Here is a 25745-nt window from a genome sequence, read left to right as displayed (position 1 = left end):
CACCGACCGCGCGGCGCGACACGTCGAGGACAGCCGCTGGCGCGGGCCTGACCGCGCGCCAGCGGCGGTCAGCGGCTCTCGGGGACGGCCATCTCGCCGAGCAGCGACCAGGTCTCCTGCGGCACCGTCGCGTTGACGATGCGCGGCGTCTCGGCCAGGTGCGGCGGCAGGGTCTCCTGTGCCGCCCGGAAGTGCGCCGACTGCACGTGGGCCCCACCCGCCTGCTCGTCGCGGAACGCCTCGACCAGCACGTACTCGGTCGGGTCGTCCACGCTGCGCGACCAGTCGAACCACAGGCAGCCGGGCTCGGCCCGGGTCGCCTCGGTGAACTCGGCGGCGATCTGCGGCCACCGGTCGGCGTGCTGGGGCAGGACCCGGAACTTCGCGGTAATGAAGATCATGGTCTCAGGCTACCCAGGCCGCCGACGTGCGGACGGTGCGACCGGTGGGTCGGTCAGCGCAGGCGGCGGATGTCGCCGAACGCCCGGTAGAAACCGCCCCGGCCGGACTCGCGGACCTCGGTCACCAGGTATCGGGCGCCCGGTTCGCGGATCCCCTTGGGGAACTGCACCGACCAGTCGCGCCGGTAGCCGTCGGAGAGCACCTGGACCCGCAACCGCCCCCGATCGTCCAGGCACTGCACCACCACGCCCGCGCCGACGTCGCTGGTCACCTCGACGACCGTCGGCTGCACCGGCTGTGGGGCCTGGCGGGGAGCCTTGACGTCGCGTACCTCGGGAACGTCTCCGGACTGGGCCGCGCGGATCGCCGGCTCGCTCGCATCGATGCAGGCCAGGTGGCCGCCGGTGGTGACGACGTAGAGCCGGTCGTCGTGGTACTGCATGGAGTAGGCGGAGCCGCAGCCGGTGCCGAGCTTCCACAGCCGCGTGCCGGCCGCGTCGAAGCAGTAGATCGAGGACTGGCTGTCACCGGCGAAGACGTACTGGCCGCCCTCGGCGGTGGCGCAGGAGAACACCGGAGCGTCGCACCGGTAGGTGCGCTCGAGCCGCCCTGCCTTGGACAGTCGCACGACCTCACGCGTGCCGGTGCCGGCGAACACGCTGCCGTGCTCCTGCCAGCCGAAGAGCACCGAACCGGTCCTGGTGTGCCACAGCTCGCTGCCGGTGCGCCACTCGTAGCCGGTCACTCCCTGCGAGTGGCCGTGGTAGATGGCGTCGCTGTCGCAGCGCACCATCCACGCCGAGCGCCCCCGGCCGGGCCGACGCCACAGGAACTCGTCCTCGTGGTCGACCGCCGTGATCCCGCCGTCGGCATCCGAGACGCCCAGCACCCCGTCGTGGATGTCCAGCCAGTAGATGTCGATCTCCGGGGCGATGGCGTACGCCACCCGGGGCATCTTGCCGGAGAGGTCGTAGACGTTGCCGTCGTCGCAGCCGGCGTAGATCCAGGCGTCGTCGGCGACGATGCACTTGACCCCGTCGGGGAGGCGGACCTGGCTGCGCACCTGGGCGTCGTGGTCGAGTGTGGTGATCACGCCGTGCTCGTTGCCGACCATGCAGTGCTGCCCGTCGACGAAGATGCCGAAGGCGGGAGCGCCGGAGTCGTAGCGCCAGAGCACCGGGGCGGTGTGGGCGGTGGAGCGGGTGCTGACGATCTGCCGCCGGGAGACGGTGCGCTTCTGTCGGACGCCGGGGACCGCCGGTGCGTAACCCTTGCGGACCTTCTCCCCGATCTTCTTCGCCGCGGCGGCGCGGGCCCGGGCGTTGTCCGAGTAGGCGCTGGCCTTGACCTGCCCCTGGTCGCCGATCCGGCCGTAGCGCACGGTCAGCGTGGCGTTGTCGACGATGACCTCGTAGAACTTGTGCGCACCGTCCACTTCGGACAGTTCGAGGTAGGTCGTCTCCTGGGACATGGGGGCCTCCGAGGGGTCAGCGACCGGCCCGACGTGGCCGGCGCGGCGACAGTGAGCACACGCTAACGGTGGCCCCCGACAGAATCGGCGCCCGGCCAGCCCAGCGCGTCGTCCCGCAGCACCGCGTGCGCGCCGACGGTCTGGTTGACGATCTGCGTCACCCGCACGTCGACCGCGACGCTGGCCAGCGCCACCGCGTCCGCGCGGCCGAGGCCGTGCAACCGCTGCATCAGGGTCAGCATCGAGTCCAGGGCCATGAACGAGGCGTCGTCGAGGGACGCGCCGACGCCCAGGGTCAGCCACGCGTCCGCGGTGCGGGCCACCGGGCCGGTGACCGGGAAGTCGTCGCGGACGCCGAAGGTCAACGTCACCTCGTCCATCGGGCACTCGATCGCGGTGCCGCCGACCTCGCCGTCGCCCTGTGCGGCGTGGCCGTCCCCGACCGAGAACAGCGCGCCGTCCACCGGGATCGGCAGCAGGAGGGTGCTGCCGGCGGTGAGGTCCCGGCAGTCCAGGTTGCCGCCCCACGGGCGCGGTGGGATTGTCGAGTGACGCCCCGGCTCGGCGGGTGGCATCCCGAGCACCCCCATGAAGGGCCGCAGCGCAACCGTGTGGCCATGCTGGTTGCGGCCGGTCATCGTCGCCGGGTCCAGCTCCCAGGCGTGCACCACCGGTTGTTCCTGCACGCCGTAGCGCTGGTTGAACCCGCTCGGCCAACCGCCGGCCACGGTGGTGCCCCAGGTGGCCGGGACGACCGCGTCGATGCGTACCGCCAGGGTCTGGCCGGCGCGCGCACCGCGGACGGCGACCGGACCGACCAGCGCGTGACCGTGGTCGGGTTGATGCTGTGCGACGCGGGGCCGGTCCCGGTTGGGTCCGCCGGGGTACGGGCCGGCCGACCACCAGCAGTCCAGGGTGCGGTACGTGACGGTGTCGCCGGGGTCGATGGTGAGCACCGGCGGGAGGTCGGGGGAGAAGTGGCCGTGCAGGCTGTCGTCGGAGGGCGCGAGGGTGTGTCGCATCAGTGCAGGTTAGTGGTGCCCGATCCGCGCGACGGGGTGTGCGGCGGGCATCCGGGCGCCCGCCGCACACCGGCTCGGTGTCAGCCCGCCGTGCAGGAGCGGACCTGCGGACGGGCGCTGCTGTTGCCGTTGGTCATCGTGGTGAAGCCGAAGGTGTTGCCGCTGCCGTTGGACCGCATGGTCATCACGGTGCCGCTGCTGTCCCAGGTGGCGGTGCCGTTCCAGATGGTGGTGACCCGCTGCGGCGCGGTGATGGCCACCACCACGGTCCAGGTGCTGGCGCCGCTGACCGTCACCGACGTGTTGTAGCGGTCGCCCCAGACGTTGGTGGTCGTCGCCGTCGCCGTGCAGGTGCCGCCGGTGGGTGGCGGGGTGCCACCGCCGGGCGGCGGGGTCGTGCCGTCGGGCGCGACCGCCCGGCCGGTGGACGGCGAGATCATGCCGGGGCACAGGTTGCGGCTGGTCAGGTTGGCCATGATCTGCGGTATCGCGTCGCGGGTGTTCTGGATCCCGTCGTGCATGAGGATGACCTGACCGGCCTGGAGGCGGCTCGCGTTGGCCACGATCTGGCTGACGCTCGCGCCGTTCCAGTCCTGGGAGTCCACGTCCCAGAGCACCTGTCGCATGCCCAGCGAGGACGCGACGGACTGGAGGGTGGAGTTGGTCTCCCCGTACGGCGGCCGGAACAGCTGCGGCCGTACGCCGGTGGCGGACTGGATCGCCGAACTGGTCTGGGACAGGTCGGACTGCATCTGGGCCTGGCTCATCGTGGTCATGTGGGCGTGGTTCCAGCTGTGGTTGGCGACCCACATGCCGGCGGCCACCTGCGCCTGTGCGGCCGAGCGGTTGTTCTGGACGTTCTGCCCGACGTTGAACATGGTGGCCCGTGCGCCGTTGCTGCGCAGCACGTTCAGCAGCGCGCTGGTGCTGCCGGTCGGACCGTCGTCGAAGGTGAGACCGACGTAGCCGTTGCAGGCGGCGGCGCTCGACGGGGTCGAGGTGGCCGCGAGGGCCACGCCGCACATCGCGACGGCGGTGGCGAGGGCGGCGAGCGCGGCGCGCAACCGCCTCGACCACAGTGCCGTACGGGGGAAGAGCTTGCTCATCTGGTGCCCCTTCTCGCGGGAGGCATGACCGGGACATCACGAGTCCAATGCATCGACTGTGATGGATCGGAGTATTACAGCGGGATTTCCGGCACGTCAACAAGTTCCGGAAGTCGTCCGAAACGGTCTGGGTCGAGGTGCGGCGCACTCGCCACCTGCTCAGATGTGCTGGTTCCGGCGGGCGCGTCGACCGGGACTCGATGAGTCGGTCGCGAGGGAGCCGGAAGCGCGGGCCGCATGATCCGGAAGACAGCTGAAACTTCCGACGTCGTGCCACCGGCCCGCCGGGGCGGGTCCCACCGCAACAGTAAAGAAAGTGAACAGAAACTATTACAGTCATCCTAATCAATACCTGGCCGAGTCTGCGGCCAGTTGGTCCCAGGAAGGAGTGATCTCGTGACGAGACTGCGCGCGCTGGTCGCGCTGGTGGCACTGACCATCGCCAGCGGGTTGGCTGCGGTCATCCCGTCGACCGCGGCGTCGGCAGCCGCCTGTTCGGCATCGTGGCAGGCGTCGGCCGTCTACTGGGGAGATGCCCAGGTCTCCCACAACGGCCGCAACTACCGGGCGAAGTGGTGGACCCAGGCCGAGGCACCGCCAGGAACGACCGGCGTCTGGGAGGATCTCGGCGCTTGCGGGGGCGGCACCACGCCGCCGCCCACCGGAGGCACCTGCAACCACCCGAACTGGGCCGCCGGGACCTGGTACACCGCCGGGGCGATCGTGCGGTACACCAACGGTCTCTACTACGTCGCCGAGCACGACAATCCCGGCTACGACCCCGTCGTCAGCACCTGGTACTGGGAGCCCTACACCTGTGGCGGTCAGCCGCCCACCACCCCGCCCCCCACCAACCCGGGCGGCTTCGTGGTCACCGAAGCCCAGTTCAACCAGATGTTCCCGGGCCGCAACTCCTTCTACACGTACTCCGGGCTCGTCGCCGCGCTCAGCGCCTACCCGGCGTTCTCGAAGAGTGGCAGTGCCACCGTCCAACGCCAGGAGGCGGCCGCCTTCCTGGCCAACGTGCACCACGAGACCGGTGGCCTCGTGCACGTGGTCGAGCAGAACACGGCGAACTACCCGCACTACTGCGACCCTGGCCAGCCCTACGGGTGTCCGGCCGGGCAGGCCGCCTACTACGGGCGCGGGCCGATCCAGCTCAGCTGGAACTTCAACTACAACGCCGCCGGAAACGCCCTCAACCTGCCCCTGTTGACCAACCCGTGGCTGGTGCAGACCGATGCCGCGGTGGCCTGGAAGACCGGAATCTGGTACTGGATGACCCAGAACGGCCCGGGCACCATGACCGCCCACAATGCGATGGTCACCGGTGCCGGGTTCGGTCAGACGATCCGCAGCATCAACGGCTCGATCGAGTGCAACGGTGGGAACCCCGCCCAGGTGCAGAGCCGCGTCACCAAGTACCAGCAGTTCGTCGGCATCCTCGGCGTGTCCGCCGGAGCCAACCTCTACTGCTGATCCGCGGCCGGGCCTCGGCGCACGTCGCCGTACGGAGTCGGGGCCCGGCAGTCGGTCGTTGGCGGCCCGGCGGGGGACACCGGGCTGTTTCGTCTCGATCAACCCGTTGACACGGCCGTGGTGCGCCCGGGACTATCAGCGACAGTCCACCGCCTCGGCTCTCGTTGCCCTCGAACACCGATGACAACGATGTCAGGGTCCGGCCCACCACGCTCCACTCAGTCCAGACCTTCGACGTACTCGACCCGTTCGAGTCGAAAGGCCCCGTCCCTCATGTCGCATACCCCCCTTGCGCGTTCCCTGTCTCCCCGCCTGATCGCCGCGACGACAGCCGTCCTGCTACCGCTGGGCCTGCTCGTCGCCGCCCCCCTGGCCAACGCCGCCCCCACCTCGGCGACGCCCGGCAACTTCACCTCCTCGTTCGAGACCGCCGACCCGCAACCCGCCACCAGCACCGTCGAGGTCGGCGCGAACGGAAAACCGGTCCAGGGCAACCTGAGTGGCACGGTCACCACCCTGCCCGGCAGCCTGCTCGGCCAGGTCAGCACCGTCACCGCGAGCGACGAGAACCAGCCGCGAGAGGTCGCCGCGAACCTCAAGGACGACGACTCGTCGACCAAGTGGCTCATCTTCCAGACGACCGGCTGGGTGACCTACCAGCTCGCCAAGCCGGCGACGGTGCTGCGCTACTCGCTGACCTCGGCCAACGACGCGCCGTCGCGCGACCCCAGGGACTTCGTCGTCCAGGGCTCCAACGACGGCAGCACCTGGACCGACCTGGACAAGCGCGTCGGTCAGACGTTCAGCGGCCGGTACGCCACCAACCGGTACAGCTTCACCAACACGAGCGCCTACGCCTTCTACCGACTGAACGTCACCGCGAACTCCGGTGACTCGCTCGTGCAACTCGCCGACTGGAACATCAGCGACGGCTCGGACGTCCGTCCGCCGGCCACACCGATGGTCAGCGAAGCCACCACCGGCCCGAACGGCGGCTACACCACGAAGCCGGACGCCGGGTTCACCGGGCTGGCCGCGCTGCGCTACTCCGGGGGCGCCGAGGGCAACGGCCGCTCGTACGCGACCAACAAGCTCTTCGACGTCAACGTCCCGGTCGGGCCGAAGACCCGACTGTCGTACAAGATCTTCCCGGAGTTCACCACGGGCAACGCCCGTTACCCGTCCACCTACGCCGCCGTCGACCTGCACTTCACCGACGGCAGCTACCTGAGTGGGCGCTCGCCGGTCGACCAGCACGGCAACCCGCTCACCGGTGCCGGGCAGGGCGCGTCGAAGGTGCTCTTCGCCGACCAGTGGAACCTGGTGCAGGCCGACCTCGGCACCGTCGCCCGCGGCAAGACGATCGACCGCATCCTGCTGGCGTACGACAACCCGCAGGCCACCGGGGACACCCAGTTCCAGGGGTGGCTCGACGACATCGAGCTGACGGCCGAGCCGGTGGCGATCGACGGCACGAAGCTGACCAACTACGTGGACACCCGCCGGGGCACCAACTCGACGGGCGGCTTCTCGCGCGGCAACAACCTGCCGATCACCGCGGTGCCCAACGGCTTCAACTTCTTCACCCCGGTGACCGACGCGACCTCCAACTCGTGGGAGTACGAGTACCACCGGATCAACAACGAGGCCAACCTGCCCGTGTTGCAGGGGCTCGCGATCTCCCACGAGCCCAGCCCGTGGATGGGTGACCGTAACCAGATGTCGGTCATGCCGGTCGTCGGCGGCGGTTCCCTCACCGGCCAGCCCGCCAGCCGCGCGCTCGCCTTCAGCCACGACGACGAGATCGCGCAACCCGACCTCTACCGGGTCACGCTCCAGAACGGCCTGGTCGCGGAGATGTCGCCCACCGACCACGCCGGGATCATGCGGTTCACCTTCCCGACCGGGCAGGCGACCGGAAGCCTCGTCTTCCACAACGGCACCTTCACCATCGGCACGGACGGCACCCTCACCGGCTGGGTCGACAACGGAAGCGGCCTGTCGGCCGGTCGTAGCCGGATGTTCGTGTCCGGTGCCTTCGACCGGGCTCCGACGGCATCCGCCGCCACCTCGGCCACCTTCGACGTCTCCACCAACCGGGAGGTGACGATGCGCCTCGCCACGTCGTTCCTCTCCGTCGACCAGGCGCGCCGCAACCTCGATCTGGAGATCACCGGTAAGAGCTTCGACCAGGTCCACGCCGCCGCGACGGCGGTGTGGAAGGACCGGCTCGGCCGGGTCGAGGTGCGCGGTGCCACCGAGCCGCAGCTGGTCTCCATGTACTCGAACCTGTACCGGCTGAACCTGTACCCGAACTCGCAGTCGGAGAACACCGGCACCGCCGCCGCGCCGCGCTGGCAGTACGCGAGCCCGGTCTCGGCACCGACCGGCGCGTCGACCCCCACCCAGACCGGCGCGAAGATCGTCGACGGGCAGATCTACGTCAACAACGGTTTCTGGGACACGTACCGCACGGTGTGGCCCGCCTACGCGCTGCTCTACCCGGACGTCGCCGCCCGCATCTCCGACGGCTTCGTCCAGCACTACCGCGACGGCGGTTGGATCGCCCGCTGGTCGTCTCCCGGCTACGCCGACCTGATGACCGGCACCAGCGCCAACGTGGCTCTGGCCCAGGCGTACCTCACCGGGGTCAAGCTGCCCGACCCGCTGGCTGCGTACGACGCGGCCGTCAAGGACGCGACCGTCGCGTCCGGGCGCAGCGCGGTCGGGCGCAAGGGCATCGAGACGTCGCTGTTCCTCGGCTACACGCCGACCTCCACCGGCGAGTCGGTGTCGTGGGCGCTGGAGGGCTTCATCAACGACTACGGCATCGGCAACATGGGTGCGGCCCTCGCCAAGGACCCGGCCACGCCGAAGTCGGAGCGCGCCCGGCTCAAGGAGGAGTCGCGCTACTTCCTGGAGCGTGCCCGCAACTACGTCCACCTCTTCGACCCGAAGTCGAAGCTCTTCCAGGGCCGCGACGCCGCCGGTAACTTCCTCGCCGGCGACCCGCTGGACTGGGGTGGCGTCTACACCGAGACCAACGGGTGGAACTTCGCCTTCACCGCCCAGCAGGACGGTCAGGGTCTGGCCAACCTCTTCGGGGGGCAGAAGGCGCTGCGGGACAAGCTCGACACGTTCTTCGCCACCCCGGAGAACGCCGACCGCCCCGGCGGGTACGGCGGGGTCATCCACGAGATGATCGAGGCGCGCGCGGTGCGGATGGGTCAGCTCGGTATGAGCAACCAGCCGTCGCACCACATCCCCTACATGTACAACTTCGCCGGTGCGCCGGCGAAGACCCAGGCGACGGTACGGGAGATCCTGCGGCGCCTCTACGTCGGCAGCGAGATCGGCCAGGGCTACCTGGGCGACGAGGACAACGGCGAGATGTCGGCGTGGTACATCCTCAGCTCGCTGGGCATCTACCCGCTGCAGGCCGGGTCGTCCGAGTGGACCATCGGTTCGCCGCAGTTCACGAAGATGACCGTGCGTCGCACCACTGGCGACATCGTCGTCAACGCGCCGAGCAACAGCACGCGCAACGTCTACGTGCAGGACGTCAAGGTCAACGGCAAGAAGCAGCGCGGTCTGTCCCTGGACGTGGCCGCGCTCGCCAAGGGCGGCACCATCGACTTCCAGATGGGTCCCAACCCGTCCTCCTGGGGCAGCGGCAAGAACGACGCGCCGCCGTCGCTGACCAAGGGTGACCAGGCGCCGAAGCCGTTGCAGGACACCACCGGCCCCGGTCTCGGCACCGCGACCGCGACCGGTGGCCAGGACGCGTCGAAGCTGTTCGACGACTCGTCCACCACGCAGTTGACCTTCACCTCGGCGACCCCGCAGATCTCCTGGGCGTTCCGTGGTGGCCAGCAGAGGCCGACGTACTACACCGTCACGTCCGGGGCGAGTGCGGGCGACCCGGCGGACTGGCGACTGCAGGGCTCCAACGACGGCCTCACCTGGACCACCGTGGACTCCCGCAAGGACCAGGCGTTCCGGTGGCGCAGTCAGACCCGCCCGTACACGATCGACAAGCCGGGTCGGTTCGCGCAGTTCCGTCTCGTCGTCACGAAGACCGTCGGGGCCGCACAGACCAGTCTCGCCGAGATCGAGTTGCTGGCCGGCGGCGACGTGGCCATCGGAGGTGGCGACATCACCGTGACCGCCGCGGGCAGCGTGCACGCGACGTCCGGCGTACCGGTCTCGGTGCCGCTGGCGTCCGTCACCGGCGGCACCGCGACCGGTTACCGGGCCACGATCGACTGGGGTGACGGCACGCCGGTCACCGAGGGCACCGTGACGCTGAGCTCGCGGGCCTTCTACAGCATCGGTGGGTCGCACGCCTACGCCACGCCGGGCTACCACCAGGCGAACGTCACGGTGACCGACGGCGAGAGCCAGAGCTCCGCGACGGTCGGCGTCGAGGTGGCGTACGCCCCGACCTCCGGGCTCACCGCCGCGTTCGACACCGTCTGTGTCGGTGACGAGGGGGTGCTCGCGGCGGACTGTGACGCCAAGGCGTGGGCGTACTCGCGGGCCGCCCTGGCCGCGGGCGGCGCGACGCAGGGCCAGCGGCAGCAGGTCCCCGGAACGGCGTTGCAGTTCACCCTGCCGGTGATCCCGGCCGGGCAGCCGGACAACGCCACCGGCAACGGTGCGACGGTCCTGCTCGACCTGCCGGAGGACGCGAAGAGCATCTCCTTCATCGGTGCCGGTACGCAGGGCAACCAGAGCACCACCGGTACGGCGACCTTCAGTGACGGCAGCACGGCCAGCATCCCGATCCAGTTGAGCGACTGGACGCTGGGCGGCAACGCCAACGGCACCCCGTCCTACGGCAACATCGTCGTTGCCCGGACGGCTTACCGGTTGCAGGGCACGAGCCGGGACGGCGCCCAGCCGTTCCTGTTCGCCACCGCGCCGTATGCGATCCCGGCGGGCAAGACGCTGGTGTCGGTGACCCTGCCGACCCAGACCGGTGACCCCCGCTCGGCGGGCCGGATCCACGTGTTCGCCGTCGCCGACGACGGCACGCCGGCCCCCGCGTTGGCCACTGTCGCCCCGAAGGACCAGACGGCGAACGCCGGGCAGGCCCTCGCGGCGAACCTCGGCTCGGTGACCGCTGGCGTTCCCGGCGCGACCGGCTACCGCGCCCGCGTCCAGTGGGGTGACGGTACGGCTCCGGACGACGTCACCATCGGTGCGTCCGGTGCGATGAGCGGGCAGCACACCTATTCGCGGGAGGGCACCTACACGGTGCACGTCACCGCGTGGGACACGCTGTCGAGCAGCACCGAGGCCTTCACCGTGACCGTCGCGCGGGGCGGTTCCCGGCCGACGATCGCGCTGTCGGCGGCTGACGCCGTCACCACGGGCGGCGCGGTCACCGTCGACGGCAGCGGGTTCGCCGCCGGTGAGCAGGTGACCGTCAGCGTCGGCACCGACCCGGCCCGGACCACGAAGGTCGCGGCCTCCGCGACGGGCACGGTCCGCGTCTCGGTCGCGACCTCGGGCGACGCACAACCCGGCCGGTACGCGGTCACCGCGACGGGTGCGTCCACACGGACCCCGGCCACGGCCACCGTCCAGGTGACCGGGCAGGTCCAGACGCCGGCCTACCAGCCGCGGGTGGCGCTGTTGACCACCTCGGGTCCGCGCGGTACGTCGATCACCATCGACGGTTCCGGGTTCGTCCCGAACGAGGCGGTCACGATCACCGTCGGGAACGGGCTCGCGGTCAGCACGGTGCGTGCGAACGGTGACGGTGTCATCTCGGGCGCGACGGTCAGCGTCCCGGGTGCGGCGAAGCCGGGCGCGACCAGCGTCACGGTGAGCGGTGCGAAGTCGGCGACGACGGTGTCCCGGCCGTTCACCGTCACCGGCTAGATCGGAGTCGACGCGTGGGGCGGGCCGTGCACACGGCCTACCCCACGCGGGGCCCATTTCGGGTGACGGGGACAGGCGGGGCCGGGCTCAGCGTGGCGGCAGCAGGGCGTCGACCAGGTCGCGCAGCGGCCCGACCAGGTCCTCTTCGGTGGCGGAACTCAGCGGTTCCAGCTGGATCGAGGACGAGCGCAGCACCGCGACTCCGATGCCGGCGGCGAGGGCCATCTGGGCGCGCAGGAGGATCTGTTCGCCGCCCGGTTCGCCAGGACGCCACCCCCGGGCCGCCGCCAGTTGTTCGCTGGCCCGGCTCAGGACGCCGCGCCGGATCTCGTCGGCCCCCGCGTCGCCGGACGACCGCAACAGCAGGGTGAGCTGGCTCGACAGTCCCGCCGTGCCGAGGTCGGCGATGTGCCGGGCGATGGCTTCCGGGACCCGGTCGGCGGGCGTCTGACCGGTCGTCCGGCGCAACTCGTCGCCGGCGGCCCGCAGGCACGCCTCGAACAGGCCCTCCTTGGACGAGAAGTAGCGGTTGATCAGCGCGACGTTGACGCCCGCGTCGTCGGCGATGTCCCGGACGGTGGTGGCCGCGTAGCCGTCGCGGGCGAAACGCTGACGAGCCGCGTCGAGCAGGAGCTGACGGGTCTCGGTCGCGTCCCGCCGCCGAGGCCGGGCAGGTTCGCCGGCTGTGGCCGGGGAGACGGGCGGTTCTGCGGTCACGGCGCGTCCTCTCTCGCTCTCGGTGGTGGTGCAACCGACGCAATGTAAACATATGTTGACTTGCTTCCCCGGGCAAGGCCTCCGGGCGTCGGAGGGGTGACGTAAACGACTGTTGACATGGCCTCCCGGCTGCGGATACTGGGAAGTCAGCAAACGTTTACATCTAGTCTCGGGGATTTCATGACCCACACCATCGAGGAGCCGACCCACCTCGGCTCCGCGCCCGGCGCCGCTCCGCGCGCCAACAGCACCCTGCTGGTGCTGTACCTGTCACTGGGCGGCCTGGCGTTCGCGGTGCTCCAGTCGCTGGTGGCGCCCGCGCTGTCCACCATCGGACGGGATCTGGGCGTCTCGACCGGCGACATCAGTTGGGTGCTCACGGCGTACCTGTTGGCCGCCTCGGTCCTGACGCCCATCCTCGGCCGCCTCGGTGACATGGTCGGCAAGCGTCGAGTGCTCATCGGCGTTCTCGCGGCCCTCGCCGCGGGCACCCTGCTCGCCGCCCTGGCACCCAACCTGACCGTGCTGATCGTCGCGCGGGCGCTACAGGGAGCCGCCGGAGCGATCCTGCCCCTGTCGATCGGCATCGTGCGCGACGAGCTGCCCCGGGAGAAGGTCGGCGTCACCGTCGGCCTGCTGTCGGCGATCTTCGGGGTCGGTGCCGGCGTGGGCATCGTGGCCGCGGGCCCGATCGTGGAGCACCTGTCCTGGCACTGGCTGTTCTGGCTGCCGCTGGTCCTCGTCGTCGTGGCGCTGCTCGGCGCCATCTTCGGGATGCCCGAGTCGCGGGTGCGTACGCCCGGACGACTCGACATGCTCGGTGCGGCCATCCTGTCGGTGTCGCTGGTCTCGCTGCTGCTGGCGGTGAGCAAGGGGCAGGCCTGGGGCTGGGGTGAGACGAAGACGATCGGCCTGTTCCTGCTCGGTGTGGTCGCGCTGATCGTGTTCGTGATGGTCGAGTTGCGGGTGCGTGAACCGCTCATCGACATGCGCCTGATGAGGATTCGCGGTGTCTGGGCCACGGATCTCGTCGCCCTGATCCTCGGCTTCGCGATGTTCGGGACGTTCGTGCTGGTGCCGACCCTGCTCCAACTGCCGGCGGCCACCGGCTACGGGTTCGGCAAGACGGTGTCCCAGGCGGGCCTGTTCCTGCTGCCCACCGTCCTGATGATGGTGATCTTCGGTCCCCTCGCGGGCCTGCTGGACCGCCGCTTCGGCCCCAAGGTCCCGATGTTCCTCGGTGCGGTCGCGGTCGTGGTCGCATTCGTGCTGCCGGCACTCGCGCACGGCGCCGCCTGGCAGGTGCTGCTCTCCGGAGTGCTCACCGGCGCCGGCATCGGCCTGGCCTTCGCGGCCATGTCCAACGCCATCATCGAGAGCGTCCCCGCCGGGCAGACCGGCGAGGCGAGCGGCGTCAACACCATCGCCCGGACCATCGGCAGCAGCATCGGCGCGGCGGTGGTCGCGGCCGTCATCACGTCGCACAGCACACCCCAGGGGCTACCCACCGACGCGGCGTTCACCGCGGGCTTCTGGGTGTGTGCGGGCGTTGCCGTGCTGGCCGTCTTCGCGGCACTCGCGCTGCCCTCGGCGCGCCGGCGTCACCAGCAGGCCGTCGCCGCGGGTGTGGACGACCTCCCACCCGAGCCCGTCGAGCTGCACCTGCCCCACCGGCAGCGCTGAGCGGACAACGCGCGGCGCGTTCGGACCCTGAACGACCCGATCCGGTGGAAGTCGGGGCATCGAGGCACCGTGGATGCCCCGACTTCCGCACACACGAGTGGATCACGCAGGGGGGTGGGTGCCCAGTCGGAGCTGCCACCGTTCCCCACGGCCGGTGAGCCGGACGACCGCCAACGGCTCCACGTCGACCTGCCGGTAGGTCGCCAACGGCAGGTCGAGAGCGTGCACGACCGCGAGCCGGATGACCAGCGGGTGGGTGACCGCGGTGATCCGCTGACCCCGGCTCCGCTGCCCGTCCAACCAGTGACCGACCCGGTCGCGTACCGCGGCGACGGGCTCGCCGCCGTGCGGGGCGGACTCCGGTACGGACATCCACTCGTGCAGCGCCTGCGGCTGCTCGACGGCGATCTCCTCGAACGACCGCCCGGTCCAGTCGCCGTAGTCACAGTCGGCCAACGCCGCCTCGATGGTGGGCAGCAGGCCGAGGGCGTCGGCGGTCTGGGTGGCCGCCGCCGCTGGGCTGGACACGCAGGCGTCGGTGACGCCCAGCTGCCCACGCCGGGCCGATCCGGCCGGGGCCTGGGCGAGGGCGGCGCGCAGACCACCCTCGTCCAGACCGTCGTCAGGTCGACCGAAGTGGGCCCGACGCAGGGCGGTGGTGTGACCGTGGGCGACCAGCCGGAGGCTGGTGGCCCTCACGTGCTGGGCAGCGCGGCAGCGGCCCGGCGGCGTCGATCGTGGTGCATCAGGGCCGCGAACAGCAGGCCGATCCCGGTCCAGAGCACCACCTGGGTGCCGAGCGAGGCCAGCCGGAAGTTCCACAGCAGCGTCGCCGGGAAGTCGGTGGGGACCTCCTGGAACGACGGAAGCACCACGTAGGACACGACGGTGACCAGCAGGAAACCACCGACAGCCGCGGCGACGCGTTGCCACAGTGGCGCCTGCGCGCCGACCGACCGGTAGCCCAGCGAGCCCGCCCACACCGCCACCAGACCGAGCACCACCATCAGCAGGTAGGTGACGGTGCGTTGGTCGATGGTGGCCGGGTCGCCGACCGCCGGCGGGTTCGCCGGGTACTTGAGGAACGGCACGATCACCGCGCCGAGCAGCGCCGCACCGGCCAGCAGCAGGCCGGATCGCCCGTCGTCGTCGGTCCGTCGCCGGCGGGCCAGCAGGACGTACGCCGTGGCCAGCAGGCCACCCATCGCGGCGCCGAACAGGCCGGTGGCCAGGAACAGCCCGCCGCGCTGGCCGCTCCGGGTGACCAGTGCCTCGTCGTGCTGGTGTCCGCCGGACGCCGGTTCGGCGTGCGAGGCCGCCTCCTCGATGGCGATGGCCGCCTCGACGTGCGGCTCGCCGGCGACGTAGGCGAAGGTCCCGGCGAGCAGACCGGCGATCAGGCCGGCCAGCAGGCCGCGAACGAGGACGGTGAGGAACGGGGGAGCGGTGGTGGTGTTCAGTGGCACGGAACACCCAGCAGGTGCCGGCCGTCGTGCATGAGCTCGTGCAGGTACATCCCGCTGCGCGACACCGCACCCTGGTCGAACGCGACGAGGTAGGCCAGCAGGGTCAGCGCGACGACGGTCGCCAGGACCGTCCACAGAAGACGGGTGGTGCCAGCGGGATTCACCAACGGCTGGCTGGACGTGGAGCTGGACATCTGATCACGAACCTCCCCGGGGATGACGCGTCCCCATCGCAAGGCTGCGGACGACCGAGCGTCCTGGCTCGCGGGCCCCATCTGAGATGGGGGGAACCGCTCACAGTGGCGCGACCGCGCCGGAATCACACCGGCTTCCCTCGCGTCGCCGCAGATAGTGGGTCGACGGTATCGGTGCCGCCGCAGACGGTCAACCCGGCTCCGCAGCGGGTGACGGGCCCGTTTTTCGAGGCTTCATGGCCGCCCGATTCGTCAGATCAAAACCCGGCCCCGGTTGGTGGGTCATTTTCCTCGGCTCCATGCCTGCTGTGACCGCTAACATGGTCACACTGTCGATGGGCGCGATGACTGGGTCGACCTCACCGCCCCGGGTGTCGGCCGACTCGGCGCCGGGCGGGGGAGTGCCGACGATCTCGAAGGCGACTGGCCCCGCGAGCTGCGGGCACTCGCCGTCGAGCCCGCACACGGCGGCGGAGCTCTCCGGGCCGGTGGTCGGGGGGAGGCGAGCGGGCCGCGATCTGGCGGCGCACCACCCGCCGGGCGCACCGCCCGGAGGCATCGGGACGACGCGAGCGCGGCAGCCGTCGAAGACATAGCATGTTATCGATAACATGCTTGTCGAGGTCCATGGGGATCTCAGGGCAACCATCGACAACAGGTCATGTCGCTCTGATCGGACGCAGTGCTCCGAATGCTCGTGTAACGACGACAAAACATGGTCGCAAGACCTTGGCAACACACGTACGTGCATGGCATGGTAACGCCTGATCAAGGGAAACATCCGACCTATCTCCATGGGTGGCGCGGGCCCCGAGCCCGCCTCTCCCTGCCGAGGAGGCTCGGCCGGTCACCGGTGCTCAGCTCGCCGACGGCGCTCCCGTCGCGTGCGGCGCCACGCTTGGGGAGGTCAGGGCCGACGATGAGCACCGTCGAGGCAACCACCGGCACGCAACACGGCACGCCCGGCGACTGGTTCCGGGAACGGATCTCCCACGCCGTCTCCGAACTGACCGCCGCCACCGCGCTCGTCGTGCTGTTCGTCGCGTTGAGCGTCGCCAGTCCCTACTTCCTGACCGCGGACAACCTGTTCAACATCGGGGCGCAGACCGCGGTGATCGCCATCATCGCCACGGCGCAGACGATGGTCATCATCACGAAGGGCATCGACCTCTCCGTGGGGTCGGTCGCCGCGCTCGCCGGCGTGGTGGGGGCGATGGTCGTACGCGACCTCGGCTTTCCACTCTGGGCGGCGACGATGGTCGCGATCGGCGTCGGCGCGACGGCCGGGCTGCTGAACGGGCTGCTGGTGACCGTGGCCCGGATCCCACCGTTCATCGCGACGCTGGGAACGATGTCCGTCGGGCGCGGGCTCGTCTTCATCATCACCGGGGCGGTCGGCGTCTACGGACTGCCCCGGTCCTTCCAACTGCTCGGCAACGGGGAGATCGTCGGCATCCCGTTCGCCGTGGTGATCACCGTTCTCGTCGCCGTCGGTGTCGCCTTCCTGCTCTCCCAGACCCGCTTCGGTCAGTACACCTACGCGATGGGCTCCAACCTGGAGGCCGCCCGCCGGTCGGGCATCCGGGTGGGACGGCACCTGACCGGCGTGTACGTGCTGGCCGGTGTGCTGGTCGGGCTGGGCGGCATGATCGCCGCCTCCCGGGTCAACTCCGGCCAGCCGAACTACGGGATCTCGCTGGAACTCGACGTCATCGCCGCGGCGGTCATCGGTGGGGCCAGCCTCTTCGGGGGGCAGGGCCGGATCGTCGGGACCATCATCGGCGCGTTCCTCATCGCCCTGGTGCGCAACGGCGCCGTCCTGCTCGACATCAGCATCCACTACCAGCAGGTGATCGTCGGCTTGATCATCTGGGCCGCCGTCTACTTCGACCAGTACCGCCGCCGGCGGCTGGAATCACGGGGTTGACATGCCATTTCGAGAGTCCGAACGAGGAAGGACACACACCATGGCACACACCACCACCAGCCGGCGGGCACGAGGGCCACTCCTGCGCGCGCAGGCGATTCTGGCCGTGGCCGCGGCGACCGCTCTGCTCAGCGCCTGCGGCGGGGTCGAGGTCCGGGACGGAGGCGACGGCGCGACCAGGGACGCGAGCGGGCCGTTGAAGCTCGCCGTCGTACCGAAGGCGGTCGGGGCCGACTACTGGAACACGGTCAAGGCGGGCGCCGAGTGCGCCGCGCAGCGCGCCGGAGACGTCACCGTCCAGTGGGACGGGGTGACCACCGAGACAGATGTCGAGGGTCAGGTCAACCTGATCCAGAACTACGTCACCAAGAAGGTCGACGGCATCGTCTACGCGGCGACCGACTCCAGTGCGCTGGCGCCCGCCACCGACAAGGCGCTCGCCGCGAACATCCCGGTCGCAATGATCGACTCTGGCACCAGCCCGCAGCCGTCGGGCGTGCCGCTGTTCGCCACCGACAACCGCGCGTCGGCCACCGAGGCGGCGAAGTTGCTCGCCACCGAACTCGGCCCCGGCAACCACGAGGTGGCGCTGGTCGAGTTCCAGCCCGGGTCGCAGACCAACACCGAGCGGGTCGACGGTTTCAAGGCCGGCCTTGCCCAGTTTCCGAACCTGAAGCTGGTCGGCCAGCAGCCCAGCCGCAGCGACGTCAACGAGGCACGACGCGTCACCGAGAACATCCTCACCGCCAACCCCAACCTCGCCGGCGTCTTCGCGGCCAACGAGCCGAGCGTGCTCGGCGCCGCGCAGGCCATCCAGGCGGCCGGCAAGTCCGGCAAGGTGGTCATCATCGGGTGGGACGCCGCCCCGGACGAGATCGCGGGGGTGCGCAGCGGCCAGATCTCCGCGCTGGTCGTGCAGAACCCGTTCAAGATGGGCTACTTCGGCGTCGACAAGATGGTCAAGCACCTGCGGGACAAGGCGCCGCTGGCGTCGGCCGACACCGGCGTCACGTTCGTCACCAAGGAGAACATCGACTCGGCGGAGATCAAGGCGGTGCTCGAGCCCAGCTGCGCCAACCCCCCGGTGCAGTGATGGGCACGACCCCGACGGCCACCGCCGACAGTGCCCAGCAGCCCACCGCCGCCGAGCCACCGGTCCTCGAAGCCCGCGGCATCGTCAAGCGGTTCGGGCACGTGGAGGCGCTGCGCGGTGCCGACTTCACGGTCCACCGGGGTGAGGTCGTCGCGCTGATCGGCGACAACGGCGCCGGCAAGAGCACCCTGATCAAGACGCTGTCCGGTGTGCACGCGCCCGACGAGGGTGAGATCCGGGTGGGTGGTCGTCCGGTCCGGTTCGCCACCCCGGTCGACGCCCGCCGCGCCGGGGTGGAGACCGTCTACCAGGACCTCGCCGTCGCCGACGACCTCAGCGTGGCCGCCAACCTGTATCTCGGGCGGGAGATCCTGCGCTCCGGGCCGCTCGGTCGGCTCGGGCTGCTCGACAAGCGCGCGATGCGGCTGGGCGCGGCCGCCGCCCTGAACGAACTGGGGGTACGGATCCCTCGGGTCACCACCCCGATCGCGATGTTGTCCGGTGGGCAGCGGCAGTGCGTCGCGGTGGCCCGGGCCATCATCTGGGCGACCAACGTGGTGATCCTCGACGAGCCCACCGCCGCACTCGGTGTCGTCCAGACCGGCCGGGTGCTCGACGTCGTCCGGCGCGCCCGCGACGCCGGCATGTCGGTGGTGCTGGTGAGCCACAACATGCCGCAGGTGCTGGAGATCGCCGACCGGGTCGAGGTGCTGCGCCTCGGTCGGCGGGCGGCCCGGCTGCGCGCCGACGAGGTCACCACCGACGACCTGGTGGCGGCGATGACCGGCAGCACCAGCGTGGCCAGCGACGAGCGGTAGCCGTGGCCGTCGACCGGGGCGCGCGCGATCTCACCATCGTGGACCGCGCCCCGGAGCCCTGCCGGCGCCGGGTGCGGTGGCGCCCCTGACGTCGGGGGTCAGCTCCCGGTGACGCTGGGCGGGGTGGGCCGCGCGACGCGTGGGCGGGTGTTCACGGCCGTGCGGTGTCGGTGCTGGCCTCGGCGTCGTCGGGCAACCCGTACAACGACTCCTCCACCCCGATCAGGTGGTTGGCCATCCGGATGCGGGCCCGCTCCGGGTCGCGTGCCGCAAGGGCCTTGAGGATCGCCACGTGCTCGTCGTGGGTACGCCGGTCGGCGCCCTCCTCGTGCAGGCTCCGCCACAGCCGGCCGCGCACGGTGCGCCCGGCGAACGCCTCGATCAACCCGACGAGCACCGGGTTCTCGGCGTGCACGGCGATGATGCGGTGGAAGGCGATGTCGATCTCGAGGATGCGCTCGTGGTCCTGCGGGGACTGGCCGACCATCCGGGCCGCCTCGTCGAGCAGGTCCGCGGCCTGGGCGAGGGCCTCGGCGGTCATCCTGGTCGCCGCCAGTCGGGCGGCCTCACACTCCAGCAGCCGCCGAACGGTGTGGATGTGCCGTGGATCGTCCTGGCCCTGGAAGTCGACCACGAAACCCATCGGGGCCAGCAGTTGTGGCGCGTCGAGGTTGGTGACATAGGTGCCGTCACCCTGGCGGATGTTGACGATGCCGAGGATCGACAGAGCCGACATGCCCTCGCGCAGCGACCCCCGCGAAACGCCGAGCGACTCGGCGAGGTCCTTCTCGATGGGCAGTCGGTCCCCGGGCTTGAACTGCCCTTCGAGGATCATCCGCTTGATGCCGTTCACCACTTCGTCGGTGCGCGACATGACACCCCCTAGCGGCCGGCGGGGGTGGCCGTCCCACCCGCGATCACGTACGGCTCCGGAGATGACACGGTAGTCGGGTCTGACGCCGCCCAGTAGTGGCCGTCGGGAAACCGGTAGAGCGCGACCGACTCGGGACGCATCCGGGTGGAGTAGCCGGGCTGGCTGGGCAGGACGTAACCGCTGCCCGAGCCGGTGTCCCGGACGATGCACGGGTCGGTGAAGTGCTCGTGCAGGTGGTCGACGAACTCGGTGACCCGGTCGGTGAGATCCCCGGAGATCGCGACGTAGTCGAGCACCGACACGTGTTGGACCATCTCGCAGAGCCCGACCCCGCCGGCGTGGGGGCACACCGGCACGTCGAACTTCGCGGCCAGCAGCAGCACGGCGACGATCTCGTTGATGCTGGCCAGCCGGCCGGTGTCCAGCTGACAGAAGTCGATGGCCTCGGCCTGGAAGAGCTGCTTGAACATCACCCGGTTGTGGCAGTGCTCGCCGGTGGCCACGCCGATGGGAGCGACCGCGCGGCGGACGGCCGCGTGGCCCAGGATGTCGTCGGGACTGGTGGGCTCCTCGATCCACAGGGGTGTGAACTGGGCGAGGGCCTTGACCCACTCGATGGCCTGACCGACGTCCCAGACCTGGTTGGCGTCGATCATCAGGTTGCGGTGTGGGCCGAGGATCTCCCGGGCGATCCCGCACCGTCGGATGTCGTCGTCGAGGTCGGCGCCCACCTTGAGCTTGACGTACCCGTAGCCGGCGTCCACCGCCTCCTGGCACAGCCGGCGCAGCTTGTCGTCGCCGTAGCCGAGCCAGCCGGCGGAGGTGGTGTACGCGGGGTAGCCGGTCCGGTCGAGCTCGGCGAGGCGGTCCGCTCTGGTGCTCTCCCTGGCCCGCAGGATGGCCAGTGCCTCGTCCCGGGTCAGCGCGTCGGACAGGTAGCGCAGGTCCGCTATGTCGACGAGTTGCTCGGGCGACATGTCGACGAGGAGCCGCCACAGTGGTTTCCCGGCGAGCCGGGCGACCAGGTCCCAGGAGGCGTTCAGCACGGCCGCCAGCGACAGGTGGACGACGCCCTTCTCCGGCCCGAGCCACCGCAGTTGGCTGTCGGAGGTGAGGAGGCGGTAGACCGCGCCCATGTCCGCCGCCATCGTCGCCACGTCCAGGCCGACGAGGAGCTGCGCCTGGTGCACCGCGGCCGCGGCGACGATGTCGTTGCCGCGACCGATGGTGAAGGTCAGCCCGTGACCCGCGAGCGGCACGCCCACGCTGTCGACACCGTCGGTGTGCAGGATGACGTAGGCCGCCGAGTAGTCGCCGTCCTTGTTCATGGCGTCGGACCCGTCGGCGGTCAGTGAGGTGGGAAAACGAACGTCCTCGACGGTGACGGCGGTGATCTGCGGCATGCGCTCCTCGCCCGGCTAGGCAAAAGATCGGATGATCACCCGGAGTATACGGAGGGCGGTTCTGGCGCGTCAACGACCTTGATCCACCCTGAAGAACAGACATCCGCCGTCTTGGCGCCCTCGATCCTGGTCAATGTCCGAACCTGATCAACTGTGCCCGTTGGCGCGATACATCAAATCTTTGCCGGTGCCGCCGCCCGTGGTGCCGCGTCGTGTCGCCTGCCGCACCGCCCGGGCTGCTGCTGCCATCGACGTGCCTCGTCGGGCTGGGACGAACCCGCCCCGGCCCGACTGGTGATCACCGTCACCGACCCGGCCCCGACACGCCGAGACCGACATGTGGGGTGTGACAACGCCAGGGTCCCTATATATGGTGTCGAGCGCAGCTGGTTCGACCGCTCATCCGGTGCGGTCGAGGCAAGAGGGAACCCGGTGGAAATCCGGGACTGTCCCGCAGCGGTGAGTGGGAACGACCGCCGTCATCAGCACTGGGCCACCAAGCGGCCTGGGAAGCGACGGCCAGTAGGAGACCGGCCAGCCCGGTCGTGCCCACGAGTCCGAAGACCTGCCAGCGCGCCGCGTACCCACACCCGGGTGGGCGGCGGTCCGAGGCCGCGTGGGACGGCTGACGCCACCTGACCCACGCCGTGCCGGCGTGGCGTCCGCCGGTGTCTGTCTCCTCGCGTCCGGACCACCAGGTCTCGAACTCCGAGGAGCGAGTGGTGACAGTCACCGAGGTAGTCCCGGTCAGCGGCGACGCGACAGCGCGACGGACGCCGATGCAGGTCCGCAAGCGCAACGGCAGCACCGAACCCGTGGACGTCAACAAGATCGTCCGGGCGGTCGAGCGGTGGGCCGACGACCTGACCGACGTCGACCCGATGCGCGTCGCCACCCGCACCATCAGCGGCCTGTACGACGGCGCGACGACGGCCGAGCTGGACCGGTTGTCCATCCAGACCGCGGCCGAGATGATCGGCGAGGAGCCGCAGTACTCGCGCCTTGCCGCGCGGCTGCTGGCCGGTTACGTCGACAAGGAGGTGCGTCGGCAGGGCATCATCTCGTTCAGCGCGGCGATCCGCGTCGGCCACGCCGAGGGCCTGATCGGCGACGACACCGCCGCCTTCGTCGCCGCACACGCCGCGACGCTCGACGCCGCCGTCGACCCGGACGGTGACCGGCGATTCGAGTACTTCGGCCTGCGGACCGTGTCCGACCGGTACCTGCTGCGCCACCCCACCAGCCGGCTGGTGCTGGAGACCCCGCAGTACTGGCTGCTGCGGGTGGCCTGCGGTCTGTCCACCACCCCCGACGAGGCGGTCAACTTCTACCGGCTGATGTCCAGCCTGGCCTACCTGCCCAGCTCGCCGACCCTGTTCAACTCCGGCACCCGGCACACCCAGATGTCCTCCTGCTATCTGGTCGACTCCCCGCTCGACGAGTTGGACTCCATCTACCAGCGCTACGCCCAGGTCGCCAACCTGTCCAAGTTCGCCGGGGGCATCGGCATCGCGTACTCCCGGGTCCGTTCCCGGGGCGCGCTGATCCGCGGCACCAACGGGCAGTCCAACGGGATCGTGCCGTGGCTGCGCACGCTCGACGCGAGCGTCGCTGCGGTCAACCAGGGTGGTCGGCGCAAGGGCGCGGCCTGCGTCTACCTGGAGCCGTGGCACCCGGACATCGAGGAGTTCCTGCAACTGCGCGACAACACCGGCGAGGACGCCCGGCGCACCCACAACCTCAACCTCGCCAACTGGGTCCCGGACGAGTTCATGCGCCGGGTGGAGGCCGACGAGATGTGGTCGCTGTTCGACCCGCACGAGGTGCCCGAGCTGCCCGACCTGTGGGGGGAGCGGTTCGACGCCGCGTACCGCGAGGCCGAGGCGCAGGGCCGCTACGTGCGGCAGGTCCCGGCACGGGAGCTGTACGGGAAGATGATGCGGACCCTCGCCCAGACCGGCAACGGGTGGATGACCTTCAAGGACGCCGCCAACCGGCTGTGCAACCAGACCGCCGAACCGGGCAACGTGGTGCACCTGTCCAACCTGTGCACCGAGATCGTCGAGGTGTCCAGCGACGCCGAGACGGCCGTGTGCAACCTCGGCTCGGTGAACCTCGCCGCCCACCTCACCGAGGACGGCATCGACTGGGAGCGACTGCGCGCCACGGTCCGCACCGCGGTGACGTTCCTGGACCGGGTCATCGACATCAACTACTACCCGACCTCGCAGGCGGCGGCGAGCAACCCTCGCTGGCGGCCCGTCGGGCTCGGGCTGATGGGCCTTCAGGACGTGTTCTTCGCGCTGCGGCTGCCGTTCGACTCGCCGGCCGCGCGGGAGCTGTCCACCCGGGTCAGCGAGGAGCTGTACCTGACCGCGCTGGAGACGTCCGCCGACCTGGCGCGCCGCTTCGGCGCGCACCCGACGTACGGGCAGACCCGGGCCGCTCGGGGCCAGTTGCAGCCCGACCTGTGGGGTGTCGAGGGCACCCAGACCGCCCGCTGGGACGCGCTACGCGAGCGGGTCGAGGCGTACGGGCTGCGCAACTCACTGCTGGTGGCGGTCGCGCCGACCGCGACCATCGCCTCGATCGCGGGGTGCTACGAGTGCATCGAGCCGCAGGTGTCGAACCTGTTCAAGCGCGAGACCCTGTCGGGGGAGTTCCTCCAGGTCAACACCGCCCTGGTACGCGAGCTGAAGGCCCGCGGTCTGTGGACCGACCGGATCCGCTCGGCGATCAGGCGGGCCGAGGGCTCGGTGCAGGACATCACCGAGCTGCCGACCGGCGTACGGGAGTTGTTCCGCACCGCGTGGGAGCTGCCGCAGCGCGCCCTGATCGACCTGGCCGCCGCCCGTGCCCCGTTCATCGACCAGTCCCAGTCGCTGAACCTGTTCCTGGCCGCACCGACCATCGGCAAGCTGTCCTCGATGTACCTGTACGCCTGGAAGGCCGGGCTGAAGACCACCTACTACCTGCGCTCGCGCCCGGCCACGCGGATCCAGCAGGCCACCGTCAGCGCTGTCGCACCCGTCGTCGTCGACGCCCCGCTGGCGGCCGACGCTGACGCGCTGGCCTGCTCGCTGGAGAACCCCGAGTCGTGCGAGGCCTGCCAGTGACCGCCGCCGACGTCCGCACCGCCGACATCCGCGCCGCCGACACCCGCCCCACCGACACGAGGACCACGCACATGTTGCTCGACCCCGGGATGGACCTCACCCTCCGCCCGATGCGCTACCCGCACTTCTTCGACCGGTTCCGCGACGCCATCCGCAACACCTGGACCGTCGAGGAGGTCGACCTGCACGCCGACCTCGCCGACCTGGACAAGCTGTCGCCGGCCGAGCGGCACCTGGTCAGCCGCCTGGTGGCGTTCTTCGCCACCGGCGACACGATCGTCGCGAACAACCTGGTGCTCAACCTCTACCAGCACGTCAACAGCCCCGAGGGCCGCCTCTACCTGTCCCGGCAGCTGTTCGAGGAGGCCGTGCACGTCCAGTTCTACCTCAACCTGCTCGACACGTACGTGCCCGACGAGACCGAGCGGTTCGCGGCCTTCGCCGCCATCGAGAACATCCCCTCGATCCGTCGCAAGGCCGAGTTCTGCTTCCGTTGGATCGACTCGCTGAACGACCTGCGGGAGCTGCGGACCCGGGAGGACCGGCGGACGTTCCTGCTCAACCTGATCTGCTTCGCCGCCTGCATCGAGGGCCTCTTCTTCTACGGCGCGTTCGCCTACGTCTACTTCCTGCGCTCCCGTGGCCTGTTGCACGGCCTCGCCTCCGGCACCAACTGGGTGTTCCGGGACGAGTCGATGCACATGGCGTTCGCGTTCGACGTGGTGGACACCGTCCGCGCGGAGGAGCCGGACCTGTTCGACGACGACCTCGCCGACCAGGTTCGGCAGATGCTCACCGAGGCCGTCGAGTGCGAGGTGCAGTTCGCCGAGGACCTGCTGGGCCACGGTGTGCCCGGCCTGACGTTGACCGACATGCGGGAGTACCTCCAGCACGTCGCCGACCGTCGCCTCGCCCAGCTGGGCATCGCCCCGCACTACGGGTCGAGCAACCCGTTCGGCTTCATGGAGTTGCAGGACGTGCAGGAGCTGTCCAACTTCTTCGAGCGGCGGGTGTCGGCGTACCAGGTCGGGGTGAGCGGCACCGTCGCCTTCGACGACGACTTCTAGGTGTACTGACCACGGACG

General features: G+C 70.4%; 18 protein-coding genes and 2 riboswitches. Of the genes, 8 read left to right on the top strand and 10 right to left on the bottom strand.

Annotated elements, in window-relative coordinates; all coding sequences use genetic code 11:
• Positions 1 to 68: 68 nt before the first annotated feature.
• The 4 genes from LADH09A_RS07595 to LADH09A_RS07580 all read right to left on the bottom strand — a co-directional run bounded on the left by LADH09A_RS07595 (position 69) and on the right by LADH09A_RS07580 (position 4001).
• Positions 69 to 401 carry a putative quinol monooxygenase gene (locus LADH09A_RS07595; RefSeq protein WP_238644163.1) on the bottom strand — a complete coding sequence of 111 codons (333 nt, stop codon included), beginning with the start codon at positions 399 to 401 and terminating at the stop codon, positions 69 to 71.
• 53 nt (positions 402 to 454) lie between these two features.
• Entirely contained in the window at positions 455 to 1873 is a 1419-nt protein-coding gene (locus tag LADH09A_RS07590; protein WP_238644162.1) for a WGR domain-containing protein, read from the bottom strand.
• A 62-nt stretch (positions 1874 to 1935) separates the two neighbouring features.
• Positions 1936 to 2895: an acetamidase/formamidase family protein gene (locus LADH09A_RS07585; RefSeq protein ID WP_238644161.1), complete on the bottom strand. Its 960-nt coding sequence runs from the start codon at positions 2893 to 2895 to the stop codon at positions 1936 to 1938.
• 80 nt (positions 2896 to 2975) lie between these two features.
• On the bottom strand, positions 2976 to 4001 hold the full coding sequence (locus LADH09A_RS07580; protein WP_238644160.1) for a polysaccharide deacetylase family protein: 1026 nt from the start codon (positions 3999 to 4001) through the stop codon (positions 2976 to 2978).
• Positions 4002 to 4397: 396 nt separating this feature from the next.
• On the opposite strand from LADH09A_RS07580, the gene LADH09A_RS07575 reads away from it, so the two are divergent.
• Positions 4398 to 5480 carry a glycoside hydrolase family 19 protein gene (locus LADH09A_RS07575; RefSeq protein WP_238644159.1) on the top strand — a complete coding sequence of 361 codons (1083 nt, stop codon included), beginning with the start codon at positions 4398 to 4400 and terminating at the stop codon, positions 5478 to 5480.
• Between the two features lie 273 nt (positions 5481 to 5753).
• Positions 5754 to 11369 carry a GH92 family glycosyl hydrolase gene (locus LADH09A_RS07570; protein WP_238644158.1) on the top strand — a complete coding sequence of 1872 codons (5616 nt, stop codon included), beginning with the start codon at positions 5754 to 5756 and terminating at the stop codon, positions 11367 to 11369.
• Between the two features lie 87 nt (positions 11370 to 11456).
• Here LADH09A_RS07570 and LADH09A_RS07565 read toward each other — a convergent pair whose 3' ends face one another.
• Positions 11457 to 12086, bottom strand: a complete 630-nt coding sequence (locus tag LADH09A_RS07565; protein ID WP_238644157.1) for a TetR/AcrR family transcriptional regulator — start codon at positions 12084 to 12086, stop codon at positions 11457 to 11459.
• 180 nt (positions 12087 to 12266) lie between these two features.
• Here LADH09A_RS07565 and LADH09A_RS07560 point away from each other — a divergent pair, with 180 nt between their 5' ends.
• Complete coding sequence (locus LADH09A_RS07560; RefSeq protein WP_238644156.1) at positions 12267 to 13769, top strand: MFS transporter; 1503 nt, start codon at positions 12267 to 12269, stop codon at positions 13767 to 13769.
• Between the two features lie 102 nt (positions 13770 to 13871).
• Here the strand turns inward: LADH09A_RS07560 and LADH09A_RS07555 are convergent, their stop codons facing one another.
• Genes LADH09A_RS07555 through LADH09A_RS07545 form a run of 3 tightly spaced genes read right to left on the bottom strand, consistent with a single transcriptional unit; the run spans position 13872 to position 15429 of the window.
• Entirely contained in the window at positions 13872 to 14468 is a 597-nt protein-coding gene (locus LADH09A_RS07555) for a histidine phosphatase family protein (RefSeq protein ID WP_238644155.1), read from the bottom strand.
• A complete protein-coding gene (locus LADH09A_RS07550; protein ID WP_238644154.1) occupies positions 14465 to 15235 on the bottom strand; it encodes a CbtA family protein in 771 nt (256 codons plus the stop codon). The genes LADH09A_RS07555 and LADH09A_RS07550 overlap by 4 nt, the downstream gene beginning before the upstream one ends.
• Positions 15226 to 15429, bottom strand: coding sequence for a CbtB domain-containing protein (locus LADH09A_RS07545; RefSeq protein ID WP_179778661.1), 204 nt, complete (start codon positions 15427 to 15429; stop codon positions 15226 to 15228). The genes LADH09A_RS07550 and LADH09A_RS07545 overlap by 10 nt, the downstream gene beginning before the upstream one ends.
• 35 nt (positions 15430 to 15464) lie before the next feature.
• Positions 15465 to 15611, bottom strand: a riboswitch (cobalamin riboswitch).
• Positions 15612 to 16348: 737 nt separating this feature from the next.
• Between LADH09A_RS07545 and LADH09A_RS07540 the strand changes: the two genes are divergently transcribed.
• The 3 genes from LADH09A_RS07540 to LADH09A_RS07530 are packed head-to-tail and all read left to right on the top strand — an operon-like array spanning position 16349 to position 19267.
• Positions 16349 to 17356: an ABC transporter permease gene (locus tag LADH09A_RS07540; protein ID WP_238644153.1), complete on the top strand. Its 1008-nt coding sequence runs from the start codon at positions 16349 to 16351 to the stop codon at positions 17354 to 17356.
• Between the two features lie 40 nt (positions 17357 to 17396).
• Positions 17397 to 18449 (top strand): ABC transporter substrate-binding protein, encoded by a 1053-nt coding sequence (locus LADH09A_RS07535; protein ID WP_238644152.1) that lies wholly within the window; start codon positions 17397 to 17399, stop codon positions 18447 to 18449.
• Entirely contained in the window at positions 18449 to 19267 is an 819-nt protein-coding gene (locus LADH09A_RS07530; protein ID WP_238644151.1) for an ATP-binding cassette domain-containing protein, read from the top strand. Before LADH09A_RS07535 ends, LADH09A_RS07530 begins: the two co-directional genes overlap by 1 nt.
• Positions 19268 to 19418: 151 nt before the next feature.
• Here LADH09A_RS07530 and LADH09A_RS07525 read toward each other — a convergent pair whose 3' ends face one another.
• Complete coding sequence (locus LADH09A_RS07525; protein WP_238644150.1) at positions 19419 to 20141, bottom strand: FadR/GntR family transcriptional regulator; 723 nt, start codon at positions 20139 to 20141, stop codon at positions 19419 to 19421.
• An 8-nt stretch (positions 20142 to 20149) separates the two neighbouring features.
• The gene (locus LADH09A_RS07520; protein WP_238644149.1) at positions 20150 to 21544 is read right to left on the bottom strand and encodes an enolase C-terminal domain-like protein; all 1395 of its coding nucleotides are present in this window, start codon (positions 21542 to 21544) and stop codon (positions 20150 to 20152) included.
• A 370-nt stretch (positions 21545 to 21914) separates the two neighbouring features.
• Positions 21915 to 22131, top strand: a riboswitch (cobalamin riboswitch).
• Positions 22132 to 22323: 192 nt separating this feature from the next.
• On the opposite strand from LADH09A_RS07520, the gene LADH09A_RS07515 reads away from it, so the two are divergent.
• Complete coding sequence (locus tag LADH09A_RS07515; RefSeq protein WP_238644165.1) at positions 22324 to 24660, top strand: ribonucleoside-diphosphate reductase subunit alpha; 2337 nt, start codon at positions 22324 to 22326, stop codon at positions 24658 to 24660.
• Between the two features lie 71 nt (positions 24661 to 24731).
• Complete coding sequence (locus LADH09A_RS07510; RefSeq protein ID WP_238644164.1) at positions 24732 to 25727, top strand: ribonucleotide-diphosphate reductase subunit beta; 996 nt, start codon at positions 24732 to 24734, stop codon at positions 25725 to 25727.
• The last annotated feature ends 18 nt before the right edge of the window (positions 25728 to 25745 follow it).

Origin of the sequence: Micromonospora cabrerizensis (assembly GCF_022230955.1) — a bacterium.
Lineage (GTDB): Bacteria > Actinomycetota > Actinomycetes > Mycobacteriales > Micromonosporaceae > Micromonospora > Micromonospora cabrerizensis.
This window is presented reverse-complemented; position numbering and strand designations above follow the sequence as displayed.